The sequence below is a fragment of the bacterium genome (assembly GCA_016716565.1).
Taxonomy (GTDB): Bacteria; Bacteroidota; Ignavibacteria; order Ignavibacteriales; family Ignavibacteriaceae; genus IGN2.
This window is the reverse complement of sequence record JADJWC010000003.1, coordinates 410,874-425,571: the sequence shown is the minus strand read 5'-3', so window position 1 is coordinate 425,571 and position 14,698 is coordinate 410,874. Positions and strand designations below refer to the sequence as shown.

Here is a 14,698-nt window from a genome sequence, read left to right as displayed (position 1 = left end):
CGAACAATAAACTCGCCAATTCATTTACCGAGGAATAAATGTACATTAATTTTAGCGATATACCGGGACATCAAAATCTTTTTCTTGATTACCTGTACGAGTTTGAAAACGTTGCTGATTTCTATGCTGATGACTTTCGAAATAAGGAAAATTATTTAAAATTATTTAAGACAATAATCGATAACAGGCGAAATCTTTCACTGATATGGGTAATATGTTACATCCAATATTCTCAAGTGACAACCCTTCAAACTTTCTCAACAGAACATAAAAAAGCTTTCCGATAAAAAGACGCTTGCAATTGTAACCGGACAACAGCTTGGAATTTTGGGCGGCCCTCTATATACATTCTATAAAATAATGACAGCAATAAAATTAAGCAGCTATCTATCTGAGAGATACGACGACTACAATTTTGTCCCTGTTTTCTGGTTAGAAGGTGACGATCATGATTTCAACGAAGTCAGAGCTGTTAAATTAATTGATGATGCAAATTCACTTTCAACGATTGGTTACAAAGAAGAGATTGAAGAAGATGATTTAAAACAGAGTGTCGGGTTAATAACTCTCGATAGTTCAATAAATGATTTCTTTGAAAAACTTAACGGCGTATTAAAGGAGACTGAGTTTAAACCAGTAATCTTCGAACAGCTTAAAGGATTTTATAAAGAAGGTAAGACATTCAAATCAGCTTTCAAAGAATTAATATTTAAATACTTTGATGAATACGGATTGGTGATATTCGATCCCCAGGATGATGAGGTTAAAAAACTGCTCAAGCCGATCTTCAAAAAGAAATAACTGATTTTCGAATTCACACAGAAAAGCTGGTGCACGTAAGTGCAACACTTGAAGAACTTTATCATGCCCAAGTAAAAGTGAAACCAGTAAACCTATTTTTGAGCGTTGATAATGGACGTCATTCTATTGAACCGGTTGATAATGAATACAGATTGAGACGAAAGCGCAAAAGTTTTTCACAGGAACAATTGCTTGAGCTTCTTGAAAATGAACCGGATAAATTCAGTCCGAATGTCTTACTGCGTCCGATCTGCCAGGATTATTTACTCCCTACTGCATTTTATATAGCAGGACCAAGTGAGATATCTTACTTTGCACAAATTAAATCATTGTATGAATTATACAATATTACAGAGCCTATAATTTATCCACGATCTTCTGTAACTGTCCTTGAAAACTCCATTGCAAACTCACTAGAGAAGTATTCAGTTGAAATAAATGAAATCTTCATTGATGTGGAGAATGTTAAGAAAAGAATTATAAACTCAGTTGAAGAAAGTTCTGTTGATGAAATGTTTGATGGAATTTCCAATCAAATTGAATCGTCATTTGATCAGTTAAAGGAAAAGCTGCTGGATCTTGATAAAACGATTGCAGACTCGAGCAACCGTTACAGGGATAAAATACTAAGCACAGTCTCCGAGTTAAAATCAAAAGCTGAAAAAGCTCAGCAGAAAAAATATGAAGTAACTTTACGGCAAATTGACCGAGCCGCGGTTCATCTCTTTCCAAATTCTAATCTGCAGGAGAGAAAATCAACTTTATTTATTTCGTAAACAAGTATGGCGAAGATTTTGTAAAAAGAGTTTTTGAAGAATTACAAATAAATAAATTCGAGCATCAGGTAATCAGGTTTTAACTTGTTATCGAACTGAGTTGCGAAAGAAATTTCGGGTTTGAGACCGAGACATATTCAAATCCATTTACTTCTCCCCCACTCTCGAGTAATGACGAAAGAATTGCAAACGCCATTGCAATTCTGTGATCACCAAAACCTTCAAAAGGTTCTGATGGTTTCTGAAGCTTACCACTAACATTAAAACCATCAAAAAATTCTTCAACGATCAACCCGAGTTTTAATAAGTTACAACAAATAGCTTTTATTCTGTCTGATTCTTTAATTCTTAATTCAGATGCACCCCTTAAAACAAAATTCCCTTCAGCAAAAAGTCCTGCAATAGTTAGAATCGGAATTTCATCAATGATCGATGGAATTAATTCACTTGAGATTTCGATATTCTTTAGATGGCTTGACTGCACAATAATATCGCCAAAGATCTCTTTGTTTGAAGTACCTTTTTCTTCTATTTCAATTTTAGCACCCATTCTCTTCAAAATATTTAAACATTCAGTCCGGGTTGGATTCAATGAAAGATTCTTTATGGTCATTTCAGAATTATTCGAGAGCAAAGTCAAAACGATAAAAAACATTGCCGATGATATGTCACCTGGAATAAAATACTCTTTAGGTTCCGGATAATTATTCTTAGACACTTTTGAAACAATCTTCTGATTCTTTTTTGAAACTTCGAGATTTAATAAATTCTCAGTGTGATTTCTTGTCTGAGTCGATTCAATCACAGTGGTTGTATCATCTAAATGTAATCCAGCTAGTAGAATTGCACTTTTCACTTGCGCACTAGCAACAGGCATTTCATATTTTAATGAATTTAAGTTATCTGTTGAAAATATTCTTAAAGGAAGCTTTCCATCATGATTCTCTATCTTAGCGTTCATTTGTGTCAATGGTTCAATCACTCGCTTCATCGGTCTTGATGAAAGTGATTCATCGCCAATGATTATTGATTCAAAGTTTTGAGCAGCAAGAATGCCAGTTAATAATCTCGCAGTAGTTCCCGAATTTCCCGCATCCATTGGTTTAGCAGGTTTTTGATATCCCTTAAATCCTCTTCCAAAAACAATTGCTACATTATTATCTACTTCAATATGAATTCCGAGTTCCCGGAGACAATTGATTGTTGATCTAACATCATCACTGTTGGAAAGATTTCTGATAACAGATTGTCCATCAGCAAGCGAGGAAATAAGTAAAGCTCTGTGTGATATTGATTTATCGCCGCGAAAACTCAAGCTTCCACTTACTTTGTTAATTTTCTCAACTGATTGAATCATAAACACAAGTTACTTTTTTGACCATTCTTCTATCATTGCTTTTAATTCTTTCGAACTCATCTCGCTTTTATCATAAAGTCCGTTAAGAGTTCGTTGTCTGAGTGCTTCATAAATGCAAATCGCAGCGGAGACAGATACATTTAAGCTTTGGACCATTCCATACATTGGGATAAAAAATCTTTCATCGGACAGTTCTTCTGCTTCCTTTGAAAGTCCACGGTGCTCGTTTCCGAAAACGACAGCAGTCTTTTTAGTAAAATCGAGTTCGTAAAGTGACTTTGAATCAGAATTCAATGACGAAGCATAGACAATAAAATTTTCTTCCCGAAGCTTCTGATAACATTCTTCAACAGTTTTAAACTTTTCCCTTTCAATCCACTTGTATGCAGATGCTGAAGATTTCTTTCCTATCTTTGGAAATTTTTCTATGTTATAAAGGAGAGAAACTTTCGGGATGCCTGCTGCATCACAGGTTCTGAAGATTGCACTAACATTATGAGGATCGTGGATGTTTTCGAATACAACGTGCAGAGAAGGTTGTCTTTTTAAAACTACCCACTTAATTTTTTCAATTCGTTTTTCAGTTCTGAAATATGAATCAGACACTTTTATTGAACACTAATTTGTAAACGGAATGGTTTTTAACTTTTCTTGCTTTGTCTACTTTTAATTTTTTAATGTCGGTTTTGAGGTAGAAGGCAGCTAATTCAAGTATCTTCGAGAGAACAGTATCTTCATCGTGCGCCCAGCTTTCACATCCTGATAAGGAAGGAATTTCGGCAGTGAAACCATCGTTTGTTTTTGTTACTAAAATATCAAGAACCACTTCAGCCGGACATTAATAATTTGATTCACTTTTTTCGCCCGAAACAATTTTAACACTCGCACTTGCACCAATTCTATCAGCTCCTGATGCGATCATTGCTTCAGCATCCTCTTTCGATCGGATTCCACCTGCTGCTTTAACACCAATGGAACTTCCAACAACATATTTCATCAACGCTACGTCACCAACTGTAGCTCCACCTTTACTAAATCCTGTCGAGGTTTTCACAAAATCAGCGCCTGCTTTTTTACAGATCAGACATGCTTTTACTTTTTCCTCATCAGTCAATAAAGCGGCCTCTATAATTACTTTTACAAGAGCACCATTCTTTTTTGCGGATTGCACGACCTGCATTACATCGTTTTCAACATAATCGTTATCACCGGCTTTTAATCTACCGACATTGATAACCATATCGATTTCTGTCGCCCCATTTGCGATTGCCTGTACAGTTTCAAATTTCTTTACTTCAGTTGTATTCGACCCAAGCGGAAATCCAACTACTGTGCAAACTCTTACATCAGTTCCACTTAGTAATGAGGAGCATAAAGAAACATATCCCGGATTTATACATACAGAGGCAAAGTGATATTTTTTTGCTTCTTCGCAGAGCTCAGTTATTTCTTTTGGAGTAGCATCCGGCTTAAGTAATGTATGATCAATTTTAGAAGCAATGTTCTTATCTTTTATAGAATTGCCAACTCCCTTTCCTGCAGCAATTCGTGATGCACCAACATCAACAATATTTTTTACTGTTTGTGGTTGGGTTATAACATTTGTTTCCCAGCCTTTGCAGGAATCGCCGTAGCAGTAATAATCTTTTAATACTTTCTCAAGAAATTCCTGAGATACATCTTCATCTGAAATTTTATGATTCATTTTATTCTCCATACTTTATGAAGCCTTCATAAGTATTTTTTAATAACATTGCAATCGTCATTGGCCCAACTCCGCCGGGAACCGGTGTGATATATGAAGTTTTTTTTGATACTTCCTTAAAATCCACATCACCGACAAGTTTATATCCTTTAGTCGCTGATTTGTCCTCAACACGATTTATTCCTACATCGATTACAACAACTCCATCTTTAACCATATTTCCTTTTACAAATTCGGGAGATCCCATTGCAGCAATTAAAATATCAGCTTGTTTTGTATAATATGAAACATCAGGTGCTGCAGAATGGCAAATGGTAACAATCGAATTAGCGAATTCTTTTTTCTGAAGTAAGATATTTTCAATTGGTTTTCCGACAATATTACTTCTTCCGAGTACAACTACGTGTTTGCCTTTAGTTTCAATTTTATATCTGATCAGCAATTCCTGAATTCCTGCTGGTGTACAGGATCTGAATGCTGGTTTTCCTATCACTAAATTTCCAACGCTTATCGGATGAAATCCGTCAACATCTTTTTTGGGTGAAATTGCTTCAATGACTTTATCTTCATCGATATGTTTTGGAAGCGGAAGCTGAACGAGAATTCCATTAAATAAAATATTTTGATTGTACAATTCAATCAATTCAAGTAAAGCTGCTTCTTTCATATCTGACGGATGTCTTTCCGTAACAGCTCTCATTCCGATTTCTTCACAAGCTTTTGCTTTGCCTCTCACATAACTTTCTGAAGCAGGATTATCACCTACTAGTATTGCAACCAATCCGGGAACATCCTTTCCTGTTGATTTTAACTTATCAATTTCAGTTTTTAATTCAGCTCTTATTTCCTGAGCTATTTTTTTACCATCGATGATTGTCATTTTTCAATTGCCTTAACAAAATCCGGGAATAATATTCTTTCTATATGAATTGTTTTTCCTGAATCAGAATCTACTTTTAAAAACACTCCGCAAAGATGAACATCATTCGTTGCAGCCTCATACTTTTGTGGAGTCTGATACAAAAACCTGTTTACTGCAGCCTGAACTTTCATTCCAACCACAGACTCGTATGGACCAGACATTCCTACATCCGTAATAAAACCAGTTCCTTTTGGCATAATTCGTTCATCTGCAGTCTGAATGTGTGTGTGAGTGCCAAGCAAAGCACTTACACGTCCATCAAGATAGTGTGACATTGCAATCTTCTCTGCAGTTGCTTCAGCGTGGAAGTCAACGATTATAACTTTTGTTTCACTTTCAATTTTCGGTAAAATCCAATCAGCAGAACGAAATGGACAATCAATTGAAGCCATAAAAGTTCTTCCCTGAAGATTCAGAACTGCTACTTTTCCTTTTTTGGTATCAGCGACATAATAACCATTTCCGTAAGTTCCTTTGGGATAATTTAACGGACGTAATGCTCTTGGTTCTTTCCTTAAATAATCCTGAGATTGATGTTTATCCCAAGTATGATTTCCACCTGTAAGAACGTGAACTCCAAGATCTAAAAGCTGGTTTCCTTCTTTATCTGTACAGCCTTTACCTTCTGAGGCATTTTCTCCGTTAGCAATTACAAGGTCAGCTTTGTATTTCTGGATCATTCCGGGAAGCCAGGTTTGAACGAGATCCATTCCGGGCTTTCCAACAATGTCACCAATGAAAAGAATATTGATTGTGGGCATATAAGTGTGAATTTTTAGTGCAAAATATAGCTATAAACAGTGAAAGTTTACAGAGAAGTATTGACAACAATTTATAGAAATGATGAATTTTGAGAGACTTAGAGAATCAATATACGCTTATTATAATCTCGTATTAATATGTCTTGATCTAGAATAATGACGATTGTTACAATCTCCAGGCAAAACCAATATTAAAACTAATAACAGCATCAAAATTGGTCGAATAATAATCTTTATTTTCGATGTAGGAATGATAATAATATACTCCATTCGGAAATGGTTTTTGAAATGTAATGTCAAATGTTATGAAAGTCTTCTGCAGCATAGTCTTGTATCCTATTCCAAGTAAAGGTAATACGAACAAATCATTTCTAACGAAATGTGATGTACCACTTCCTCCTGAATTTGCATGTAATTTTAGACCAACAATTAAATTAACACCTGATTTGAATGGGAAATATTTTAAATTGGAGCTTAGTTCAAAACCATTAAAGTCCTCTGAGTTAAAAGCAATGCCTGGTCTGAATTCCATCTCAATATTACTACTTAGCGGGAAATTAACAGAAAGATTAAAGTTCATCCCGACAGAAGTTTCTTTTTCAAATATTAATAAGTCCGGTCCTAGACCTGTTCCTATTAAAACTGTTTGAGGTCGGATAATTCCAGACAGTATCAAAAATAGAATTAAAGCACTAATTGTTTTTGACATCTAACCGCCTAAAAATAAAAACGTTATTCGATCACTTCCATTGTTCACCAATCTGCAGAAATAGGTTTTCAATGGAGGATTAAAATTAACTTCATCATGATAATTTTAATTCTTATTAGAAAATTAATTGATGTTTTATCCTATATCAAAAATATTATTTTGATAGTCTAATTCACAAGTAATAGATTTCGGATATGATTACATCAGAACTTCCATCAACACTTCTTAAAGACACAGAATTCAGTGTGCTTGATGTTGAAACTACAGGTCTCTCTGCAAGAAACAACCGCATAATTGAAATTGGGATTGTAAAAATTAAAAACCTAAAAATAGTCGACAGATATTCAACTCTAATTAATCCGGGATGTGACATACCTTATTTCATAACTCAGTTTACCGGTATTGCGAATAGTGATGTCGAATATTCACCGGGTTTTTATGATACAGCAGAAGAGATTGAGGAATTGATAGGCAACTCAATTATAGGCGGACACAATTTAAGTTTTGATGAAGGTTTTTTACGATATGAGTTTATTAGAAACGGTTTTGAACCATTAAGCAATCTGAATGTATGCACATTAAAATTATCGAGGAAAGTTTTTCCGTCACTTAAAAGTAAATCGCTGGCATCGGTTTCGGAACATCTAGGAATTGTGAACAAAGATTCACACCGTGCATTATCTGATGCTGAAGCTACTGCAAAAATTCTGATCAAGCTGATAAAAAAGTTATCTAAAGAAAAAGGAATAAAAACATTACAGCAACTACTAGAATTTGAATCTTCCACGGTTGCTTCGAACTTACAGATCAAATTGCCAAAAGATGTTCACGACTCGCTTTACACACTTCCAGATGCACCGGGAGTTTATTATTTCCTGAATAAAAAAAATGAAATCATTTATATCGGTAAAGCAAAATCTTTAAAGGACAGAGTTCGGAGTTATTTTTCGCCAACAACGATTGGTAAACAGAAGAAAATTGTTAAACAGGCAGCTAAAATTAAGACCGAAATAACCAATTCTGAACTGACTGCATTGCTTTTAGAAGCTGAAAGCATCAAGCTCATAAATCCCCGACATAACCGACAACTCAAGAAATATGGCAACAAATATTTCATCAGAATAAATAAAACTCATGCATATCCAAAAGCAGAAATCACAACAAAATTTGATTTTGACGGCAATGATTATTTCGGGTTGTTTATATCGCGAAGAAAAGCTGAGGTAGTGATGGATATTATTGACAAAACATTTGCATTGAGAGAGTGCGATGAGAAGGAATTCAAAAAAGGAAGAAAATGTTTCCTCGCTGATATTGAAAGATGCACCGCTCCTTGTGTAAAATCACACGAGCAGGAATATTTTGAAGAACTTGAACGAGTTTATGAGTTTCTTTCGGGCGGAAATCAATCAGCACTTAACCGTATGCTTAATAAAATGAAAGACTATGCAGCTAAAGAGAAATTCGAAAAAGCTGCTGAGACGAAGCAAGTAATAGACTTGATGCTATCGCAAACACACAAGTCTTCCCTGCTATCCGAACCGATCAATAAAGCGAATGTGCTTTTTGATGTTACTGAAGGAATTAACAAAGATCATATTTTGTTGCTTGAAGGAAAATATTTCATAAGAAAAGATTCTGCATCGGGAAAAGATATTTTTGAAAATGCAATAGATGATTATTATTCTCATACAAACAGAATTGACATAAATCCAACTGAAGAAGATCTGGAGAAGATGAAAATTTCGCTGAACTGGTTGACTAAAAACAGAAATAAGGTCAGAATATTTTATTTAAAAGATTATAGTTCTAAGGCCGAATTGTTCAATGCAGTAAGTTCAAATAAAGCTGTTTCGAAAAAATCATCACGCAGTTTTAATCTCAGACGAATAGTTGTTCAGGATTCGATTGATGAATAAAGAAAAATCACACAAACTTGATCAAATACTTAACAACAAAACTCTTGGCTCTTCCGAACTTGTTCATTTATTAAACGATTACTTTCTTTCTCTTCAAAACAATAAAATAGAAATATTACGGTGCATTCTATTAATAAAAGTGAAACTCGGTCACTTTGAAGCAGTGAATTTTTATCTGAAAAAGTTGAAATCAGCGACGGGATCAGAGAAGAACTTATTAAAATTCTTAGAAATCCATTCATACCATCAAAAATATGAGTTTGAAATAATTTTTAAGAAGATCTATCCACAATTAAGAAATCTTAACAAAATAATTACGCTATCAAGGAGTGGGACTGTAATTGAGATACTGAAACTATGGCATCAAAAAAATAAAGGGATTAAAATTGTTGTTTGTGAATCACGACCAAAGTTTGAAGGCAGACTGATGGCAGAATCGCTAGCTAAGTCGGGCATTAGAACAGAATTGATAACTGATGCTATGATGAGTGTTTATATTTTAAAAGTTGATGCAGCGATAATTGGTGCAGATTCTACACTGAAAAACGGAAACGTTATAAATAAAGTTGGGAGTAAATCATTAGCCTTATTGTGCAAAGAGTACAGAAAACCATTTTTTGTTGTTGCCACAAAATCTAAATCATCCGCTACTAATAGATTCAAACCTGCACGAGAAGATCCGAAAGAAGTATTCAATAAAAGAATGGAAAATCTGTCAGTCAGCAATATTTATTTTGAGGAAGTCGAACGGAAATTCATAACCAATATTTTTACTGATTAAACAGTAATAATGTATTTGCTTCGTGAATTGAATCGAAGCGTTAGTAAAATTGCTGAAGTAGTTAGACCCATCAGCAGACCTATCCAGACACCCTGAACACCAAGTTCAAAATTGAATCCAAGAAGATAACCTACAGGAAGTCCAACAATCCAGTACGCAATGAATGTTATTGCAGTCGGGATTTTAACATCAGTCAACCCGCGAAGAATACCGATACCAACCGCTTGAATTCCATCCGAAAGTTGAAAAAGTGCAGCAATGATTAACAGTGATGAAGCATATGAAATTACAACTTCGTCATTTACATACAAAGTTGGAAGAAAGTTTCTGAATATGATGAAGATTAAACCTGACACAAGCATAATCGAGGCACCAAGCATTGAAGCAGTAAAACCTGCCCGTCGGGTTTCTCCGATATCTTTCTTTCCAACAAAATTCCCTACTCTAATTGAACCTGCTACTGAAATTCCTAAAACTGCCATAAATGAAATAGAGGCAAGACTGATTGCAATCTGGTGAGCTGCTTGCTGATTTGTTCCAAGCCAGCCAACCATAACAACAGCAAATGAAAATGCACCAACCTCAAAGAAATACTGGAAGCCGCTGGGTAATCCAAGTGAAAGAATTTTTTTAATAACGGGCCAGTTAATGCTTCTGTAATGGAAGGAAACATCAAATTGTTTGAAATATTTATTGTTCATTACAAAACCCATTAAAGCCAGAGACATAAATAATCTTGATGCAAAGGTTGCCCATCCTGCACCATCAAGTCCGAGAGCAGGAAATCCAAGATTGCCATAAATCATCACCCAGTTGGCAAAAATATTAACGAGATTTGCCAGCAACGTGATGATCATTGCAGGACGCATAACAGATAAACCTTCTATAAACTGTTTGTAGGATTGGAATAGTAAAAGTGGAATTGAACTCAGTCCGATAATTCTCATATAAGAAACTGCCTGCTTTTGCACTTCTTTTGGTTGATTGAGATATTGGAGAAGGTCTGAAGCAAAGTAAATAAATAATGCAATGATTATTGAAGCAATGCTGTTTACAAGAAGCGATTGCCTGAAGTATATACCACATTCTTCAAATTTTCCAGCACCAACCGCAATTGCAACCAGCGGTGTTACAGCATATGATAGACCGATACCGATTATTATTATAATAAATGCAGTGCCATTACCTAAGGAAGCAGCGGCAAGAGGAGCCGCACCTAGCTTCCCTACCATAAGGCTATCGACAACACCCATCATAATTATTCCAAGCTGACCTATTATAACCGGATATGCAAGCTGGAATGTGCTTATAATATGTTTTTTAAGATGACCCATTGACTTAAAATTTTGCCGGTAAAGTTACTGAAACGAGAAAGAAATATTGTGAGGATTATCAAAAGGAATAAAAAGAAAAGTCCCGAATTACTTCGGGACTCTTCCAGGGTAGCATGTTTATCTGCTGTCTTGGGGGGAACTTATCTTAATTATGACTTCTCAAATCTTTGCTTGAAACATATTATAAAAGATGAGGCAATAAAATTGATTATTGATCAGCGGTGAATTCTTATGATTAATAAATTGGAATAATTATGAAGTGAGAACCGGTTTTTTACCGTTTTTAAATTTGCAGCATATGGATTTTACTTTAGCGGAAAGAGAGGGATTCGAACCCTCGGTACGGTTTCCCGTACACACGCTCTCCAGGCGTGCCATCCGCCATAGGCGGACACTCCTGCATTTATGTACTTCGCCTCGAGTATTTTGAGTATTTTTTGTCAAGCCAGTCTCTTCCAACACCCGACTTAAGAAATTTCTCTCTTTTTAATGCTTATGCTTTAGTATCAAATTCTTCTGAATGAATTAAAATCCGAGGGATACCTCGACTAGTAAAAGTACTTAGTCCTGCATTATGCTTAACTAATCTTTCCTGAATATTTATGCTTGAACCTATATATCTCTTTTGAAGTTTGTCACTCCAGAGAACATAAACGAAATACATAATGGTATATATATGGATTGAAAAAGCGGAAAGAGAGGGATTCGAACCCTCGGTACGGTTTCCCGTACACACGCTCTCCAGGCGTGCCAGTTAAACCACTCCTGCATCTTTCCGAAATTGGGTTACAAATATATTGAATACCTGCGAAAGAAGCATATCAGGTAAATTTTTTATTGACAATAAAGTGGATTGTCATCAAAAATGAAATTGCATAATTTCAAAGCACTCAAATATGGCTATTTACTTAATAAGTATTTTTTTAACAGCTTGAGAAATATTTCAATATAAACCTAATGGAGTAATAATTTATTGAACAAATTCCAAAAGAAATATCATAAATTCTTTATCAATACATCTTTAGTAAGTTATACTATTATACTATTTATTTTGAGTACACTACCTCAGTTTGCTTCGAAAAAAATTAGCTTATCTCGATAAGTTGCAACACTTAGGTGCTTATGCCATTCTTACATTCATTCTTTATTTTGCATTGAAGTTTCAGAATCGATTCTGGCTTTTAAAAGAACATCCGGCATCATTTGCATTTATCTTTGCTTTCTCTATAGGTTTCTTAATAGAATTTAACCAGATTTTACTCCCTTCGAGAACTTTCAATAAATATGATCTATTAGCAAATACTCTTGGTTCAACTTTAACGATTTTAATAATTAAGTTTAGTGTTAAGATATTTAAAGTTATTAAGGAAAGTATCTAAATTCTCAGGAGAGGTGCCGGAGTGGTTGAACGGGGCGGTCTCGAAAACCGTTGTCCCGCTTACGCGGGACCGAGAGTTCGAATCTCTCCCTCTCCGCTGATATTTTATTTTTAGATTTCACTTTCAATCTGGTTTTGACTTTTACGAAATGAAAATTTTCAAATCTTAGCAATTAGAATCTCTCCGACAATTACAGTTTTTATGTATTCCATAAAAATTACTGATGCTATGTAAACATTAAGTCCAAGTACCAGACTGATCTCTTTTAATTTAAGATTTACCGTAGCTACATATCAAAATTAACGTTGTACACTCAGTGAGCATCTATAGAAAACTTGGAAAAGATGAAAGGATAATGATTTTTTCTTTTCAGTAAGACTAATCGATAATAGTAGAGTCGATTAATTCAGACATAACGTAAAATGTCAAAACAAATTATTTGCTGTAAAAAAATTTTTTTATAAAATAATATCTCGCAAAGGGTCTATTGAAAAACAATTTTATGATCGTGGAATTGTAATCAATTTTGTAATAGGTTTAATTATCATTAGTCCAAAATTAAAGTGATTTATTGACTCCGCTGTTTTCAAATAAAAGTTAAGCCAACTGTTCTTTACTCATACCAAGCCAATATTGTGAAACCATCAGCCTTTAAGTTGGTTTTAAGTTTATTGATAACATCTAGACTATATTTTACATTCATTGTCCCGGTGAGCTTAAAACCTACATTTTGACCTGCGATAATTACACCCCCTAAAACCTGATTCGTACCGGTTGACTCAAATGTTATATCTGTATTCTTATAACAAAGTATTATTCCCTTGTAACTAAAGTTACCTGCAAACTTCACATTTCCATTAACAACAAGAATACCAGCACCCTCCCCACCATTTATCATTATTGATTTACTAGGATTAGCATTTGCATTAACCAATGTAATTTTAGGAGAGGATAGTGTACCTAAATTAGCTCCCTTCGGAATGTCCGCGATGAAAGTTTGATCAGCTGAATTAGCAAGATATTGATAAATTTCGCTCCACTGAATCCCAAGGTTGTGAACACCAACACTAGGATAACCTGTCTCTCCTGTACTCGCATTTATCAGGCCTTTCAGATTCTCAGGTTTTTTTAGACCCTTTAATATTGCGTCTTTCTGTGCAGCGTCTTCTACACCTACTGCCCACACAGCAGGTTTACCATCTCCTTTTACCACACCGGAGGTATCATGATTAAGTCCACTCACTCCCATATCACCTATCTCTGTGGCATTTACCACCGCATTAGCACTAATAGAAATGCCTCCAGGCAAATTAGGCAGATTTATTGGCTCTAACCAGGCATCAGCAACCGATACATGCGTGACTCCCTGAAATGTTGCAGTAGAAGTAACCCTTACATTAGGAAGTGTTCCGGCTAAATTAACAGTGTATGTCCCATTGAATAAATTTTGTGTTGAACTGGTAGTATTTATTAATGCAGGATTTGCGTAAAGCTTTTCAAGATATATTTCTACTCCTGTATTGGCAATCAAACGAGCCTGTGTCTGTTCAAACATATTAACTGTTGTATCTAAATGCGCTTTAGAATTAGCATTCATTTTTAATATGAAGAATGCAATAATTGCTGACAGACCAAGTACGATTATTAAAGAGCTTTTACCCATGTTATATATTCCTTGGATTAATTGTAAATTCCCAGTAAGTAAAGACAGAATCATTTTGTCCGGTTACAAAATTATCGATTGGTTCTGTAGGCTGAACCCACATTTCAGTCTTTATGTATTTAATTCTCGATAAGTTGGCTGTTGGCTGGCTAAGACTATCAAGATATAAAAAATTTATCTTTACCAATCCCAATGACGATCCTGTTATTGAATCAGTATTATTAACAACGCGTACAAGTATTATATCACTTTGATTCGATGTCCCGGATGCATAAGTAGAATCCCAAACAAAATACTCTACGGTATCGATAACACCAAAGCCACTTTGACCCGGACGCTCTAAATCTCCCAGAAATTTAAAACGGTCTTTTTGGGCGGTTAGGATTGCAGTTGAGTCATATTTGTAACCTACTTTTCTAAAGTCATTATTCAAAATCTCTGCAAGTGTCTTTGCGTTTTGCTGGAGCTTTAACTCATTATCCGAAGCAAAGCTTGCATTCGACATAAACAGATTCATCTTAATAACCAGGAGAAATAATATACCGCCGATGAAAGCTGAACCAACAAAATCTAATAATGTACCCATAATTT

Annotated in this window: 14 protein-coding genes, 3 tRNA genes and 1 pseudogene; 5 read left to right on the top strand and 13 right to left on the bottom strand. The window is 35.0% G+C overall.

What is annotated here, in order from left to right:
• The first annotated feature begins 38 nt into the window (after positions 1-38).
• Positions 39-1,660 (top strand): annotated as a pseudogene (gene bshC, locus IPM14_14085) (bacillithiol biosynthesis cysteine-adding enzyme BshC).
• Here the strand turns inward: bshC and aroA are convergent.
• From aroA to IPM14_14050, 7 genes are all read right to left on the bottom strand, one after another.
• The gene (gene aroA, locus IPM14_14080) at positions 1,657-2,934 is read right to left on the bottom strand and encodes a 3-phosphoshikimate 1-carboxyvinyltransferase (protein ID MBK9099217.1); all 1,278 of its coding nucleotides are present in this window, start codon (positions 2,932-2,934) and stop codon (positions 1,657-1,659) included. The pseudogene bshC and the gene aroA overlap by 4 nt on opposite strands.
• Before the next feature lie 9 nt (positions 2,935-2,943).
• The gene (locus tag IPM14_14075; GenBank protein MBK9099216.1) at positions 2,944-3,540 is read right to left on the bottom strand and encodes an RNA methyltransferase; all 597 of its coding nucleotides are present in this window, start codon (positions 3,538-3,540) and stop codon (positions 2,944-2,946) included.
• Positions 3,533-3,760 (bottom strand): hypothetical protein, encoded by a 228-nt coding sequence (locus IPM14_14070; GenBank protein ID MBK9099215.1) that lies wholly within the window; start codon positions 3,758-3,760, stop codon positions 3,533-3,535. Before IPM14_14070 ends, IPM14_14075 begins: the two co-directional genes overlap by 8 nt.
• Positions 3,761-3,772: 12 nt before the next feature.
• Entirely contained in the window at positions 3,773-4,639 is an 867-nt protein-coding gene (gene deoC / locus IPM14_14065; GenBank protein ID MBK9099214.1) for a deoxyribose-phosphate aldolase, read from the bottom strand.
• A gap of 1 nt (position 4,640) precedes the next feature.
• On the bottom strand, positions 4,641-5,519 hold the full coding sequence (folD, locus tag IPM14_14060) for a bifunctional methylenetetrahydrofolate dehydrogenase/methenyltetrahydrofolate cyclohydrolase FolD (protein MBK9099213.1): 879 nt from the start codon (positions 5,517-5,519) through the stop codon (positions 4,641-4,643).
• On the bottom strand, positions 5,516-6,322 hold the full coding sequence (locus IPM14_14055; GenBank protein ID MBK9099212.1) for a TIGR00282 family metallophosphoesterase: 807 nt from the start codon (positions 6,320-6,322) through the stop codon (positions 5,516-5,518). The genes folD and IPM14_14055 overlap by 4 nt, the downstream gene beginning before the upstream one ends.
• Positions 6,323-6,488: 166 nt before the next feature.
• Positions 6,489-7,031, bottom strand: coding sequence for a hypothetical protein (locus IPM14_14050; protein MBK9099211.1), 543 nt, complete (start codon positions 7,029-7,031; stop codon positions 6,489-6,491).
• A 194-nt stretch (positions 7,032-7,225) separates the two neighbouring features.
• Here IPM14_14050 and IPM14_14045 point away from each other — a divergent pair, with 194 nt between their 5' ends.
• The gene (locus tag IPM14_14045; protein MBK9099210.1) at positions 7,226-8,950 is read left to right on the top strand and encodes a GIY-YIG nuclease family protein; all 1,725 of its coding nucleotides are present in this window, start codon (positions 7,226-7,228) and stop codon (positions 8,948-8,950) included.
• The gene (locus tag IPM14_14040) at positions 8,943-9,731 is read left to right on the top strand and encodes a hypothetical protein (protein MBK9099209.1); all 789 of its coding nucleotides are present in this window, start codon (positions 8,943-8,945) and stop codon (positions 9,729-9,731) included. The genes IPM14_14045 and IPM14_14040 overlap by 8 nt, the downstream gene beginning before the upstream one ends.
• On the opposite strand, the gene IPM14_14035 is transcribed toward IPM14_14040, so the two are convergent.
• The 4 genes from IPM14_14035 to IPM14_14020 all read right to left on the bottom strand — a co-directional run bounded on the left by IPM14_14035 (position 9,728) and on the right by IPM14_14020 (position 11,842).
• Entirely contained in the window at positions 9,728-11,065 is a 1,338-nt protein-coding gene (locus IPM14_14035; GenBank protein MBK9099208.1) for an MATE family efflux transporter, read from the bottom strand. The two genes, IPM14_14040 and IPM14_14035, sit on opposite strands and share 4 nt — an antisense overlap.
• 314 nt (positions 11,066-11,379) lie before the next feature.
• Positions 11,380-11,463 (bottom strand) — tRNA-Ser (locus IPM14_14030).
• Positions 11,464-11,558: 95 nt separating this feature from the next.
• Complete coding sequence (locus tag IPM14_14025; protein ID MBK9099207.1) at positions 11,559-11,729, bottom strand: GIY-YIG nuclease family protein; 171 nt, start codon at positions 11,727-11,729, stop codon at positions 11,559-11,561.
• Between the two features lie 26 nt (positions 11,730-11,755).
• A tRNA-Ser gene (locus IPM14_14020) sits at positions 11,756-11,842 on the bottom strand.
• Positions 11,843-12,135: 293 nt separating this feature from the next.
• Between IPM14_14020 and vanZ the strand changes: the two genes are divergently transcribed.
• Together vanZ and IPM14_14010 are read left to right on the top strand one after the other, a co-directional pair.
• Positions 12,136-12,444 carry a VanZ family protein gene (gene vanZ / locus IPM14_14015; GenBank protein ID MBK9099206.1) on the top strand — a complete coding sequence of 103 codons (309 nt, stop codon included), beginning with the start codon at positions 12,136-12,138 and terminating at the stop codon, positions 12,442-12,444.
• 7 nt (positions 12,445-12,451) lie between these two features.
• Positions 12,452-12,540, top strand: a tRNA-Ser gene (locus IPM14_14010).
• Between the two features lie 517 nt (positions 12,541-13,057).
• Here the strand turns inward: IPM14_14010 and IPM14_14005 are convergent.
• Entirely contained in the window at positions 13,058-14,107 is a 1,050-nt protein-coding gene (locus IPM14_14005; GenBank protein MBK9099205.1) for a hypothetical protein, read from the bottom strand.
• A gap of 1 nt (position 14,108) precedes the next feature.
• The gene (locus IPM14_14000; GenBank protein MBK9099204.1) at positions 14,109-14,693 is read right to left on the bottom strand and encodes a hypothetical protein; all 585 of its coding nucleotides are present in this window, start codon (positions 14,691-14,693) and stop codon (positions 14,109-14,111) included.
• Between the last annotated feature and the right edge of the window lie 5 nt (positions 14,694-14,698).

Bases quoted from the DNA above. Each gene is read 5' to 3' on its own strand.
- IPM14_14050 (MBK9099211.1), bottom strand. From the start codon at position 7,031: ATGTCAAAAACAATTAGTGCTTTAATTCTATTTTTGATACTGTCTGGA.
- IPM14_14005 (MBK9099205.1), bottom strand. From the start codon at position 14,107: ATGGGTAAAAGCTCTTTAATAATCGTACTTGGTCTGTCAGCAATTATT.
- IPM14_14040 (MBK9099209.1), top strand. From the start codon at position 8,943: ATGAATAAAGAAAAATCACACAAACTTGATCAAATACTTAACAACAAA.
- IPM14_14035 (MBK9099208.1), bottom strand. From the start codon at position 11,065: ATGGGTCATCTTAAAAAACATATTATAAGCACATTCCAGCTTGCATAT.
- IPM14_14055 (MBK9099212.1), bottom strand. From the start codon at position 6,322: ATGCCCACAATCAATATTCTTTTCATTGGTGACATTGTTGGAAAGCCC.
- IPM14_14025 (MBK9099207.1), bottom strand. From the start codon at position 11,729: ATGTATTTCGTTTATGTTCTCTGGAGTGACAAACTTCAAAAGAGATAT.
- IPM14_14000 (MBK9099204.1), bottom strand. From the start codon at position 14,693: ATGGGTACATTATTAGATTTTGTTGGTTCAGCTTTCATCGGCGGTATA.
- deoC (MBK9099214.1), bottom strand. From the start codon at position 4,639: ATGAATCATAAAATTTCAGATGAAGATGTATCTCAGGAATTTCTTGAG.
- aroA (MBK9099217.1), bottom strand. From the start codon at position 2,934: ATGATTCAATCAGTTGAGAAAATTAACAAAGTAAGTGGAAGCTTGAGT.
- IPM14_14045 (MBK9099210.1), top strand. From the start codon at position 7,226: ATGATTACATCAGAACTTCCATCAACACTTCTTAAAGACACAGAATTC.
- folD (MBK9099213.1), bottom strand. From the start codon at position 5,519: ATGACAATCATCGATGGTAAAAAAATAGCTCAGGAAATAAGAGCTGAA.